This is a genomic window from Allobosea sp. 05T433, from assembly GCF_056396065.1.
Genome location: NZ_JBFTKS010000103.1, coordinates 1 through 1350 on the forward strand (window position 1 = coordinate 1; position 1350 = coordinate 1350).

Sequence of the window (1350 nt, forward strand, 5' to 3'; positions counted from 1 at the left end):
GCCGACACCGGTCATCCGCTCGATTTCGGGGGAAGCGGCAGGCCCGGCCCGCCGTCGCGCCGGCGCCTGGCGCTCAGGCGGCGATGGCTTTTTTCCGCTTCTTTACCGTTGGCGCAGCCAATGCCGCGGCTCGATCATTGGCTTCCTTCTCCAGGCGCTGTTGCTTCAGYTTAGCCGTGTTCGCATCACGGTGCCGGGCGAGGGTATCGAACTCCAACATGATCCGATTGCGMGCGAGYAATTGGGTCTGGGTCTTCAGAAAATTCTTGTCGGCATCGACGCGCTGCTTTGAATGTTCAGCCATGTCCATCTCCTGTGCGGTATTCCSCTGTCGCCGGCAGTAACGAAAAAAGGCCAAGCAGAAGCTTGGCCTTCCCTCGAATGACTGTTGTCGACGATGCCAGTACATCCGTGGTCATCGTCGAAGAAACAGTCAGATCATGCGGCTTGGAGCTGCTCGGCCGCCATCTTGCCCGACTTGTTGTCGCGGGCGACTTCGAAGCCGAGCTTCTGGCCTTCCGCAAGGTCGCGCATTCCAGCGCGCTCGACGGCGGAGATGTGAACGAACACATCCTGGCTGCCGTCGTCAGGCTGAATGAAGCCAAAACCCTTGGTGGAATTGAACCATTTCACTGTGCCGGTGGTCATGAGAAACCCTCCTTTTGGCAAGACCTGTCGTTMGCCGAACGAATGTTCGGCGAGTTCAGAACGATTTCGAAAGGGGGAGTTCATCAGAGCCGCGCCGAAGCGCGAAAATAACAAGGACCGTCCAAGCAAATATCGACAAGAACCAATCTACACGTCGACACAGCCAATGTCAATGTTCGATTTACGGCACCGAATAATACATGCAGAACAAGGCAAAACACTTACAAAATCGGGGAATATCTTTCGCTTTCGTCCTTTTTGAACTGCTAGGCCTACAGAGCGCAAAATTCGAAGGACCACACACAACCAGTAGGAGACGGGAGGATCGCGGACTCTTGGGGAAGCTATCCGCCCCAAGGCACAAATGTCCGGTTCGGGGCAGACAGCCAACTTCGGCTCTCCACCCGCCCGCGACTCTCGGAACGTCTGCTAATCGGCAACGTCCGGGCGGGCCCTGGAGCCGGCGAGGTCAGTGCTGGGAGTTGCCCATCGATGCCTTCCACTCGTCACAAATTTTTGGAATCACCGAGAAGCACGAAACCTTCCCGATTCAGATGCTTAGTAGGCCTCAGGTGGCCTTCGCTACCTGATGCCGGGAATTCCTGCCTGATGCGTTCGGCGTGGGCGGCCGGACAGAGGGAACCCAAGAGGCATCTCCGCGCTCGCTCCTGCGCCGACCGTGCGTCTGCATTCCCCACTCAG

Annotated in this window: 2 protein-coding genes; both read right to left on the reverse strand. The window is 57.5% G+C overall.

Going from position 1 to position 1350, the window contains the following annotated elements:
- Nucleotides 1-73: 73 nt before the first annotated feature.
- Nucleotides 74-304, reverse strand: a complete 231-nt coding sequence (locus AC1DGP_RS35205) for a hypothetical protein (RefSeq protein ID WP_476833289.1) — start codon at nt 302-304, stop codon at nt 74-76.
- Between the two features lie 134 nt (nt 305-438).
- A complete protein-coding gene (locus tag AC1DGP_RS35210) occupies nt 439-648 on the reverse strand; it encodes a cold-shock protein (protein WP_441507165.1) in 210 nt (69 codons plus the stop codon).
- Between the last annotated feature and the right edge of the window lie 702 nt (nt 649-1350).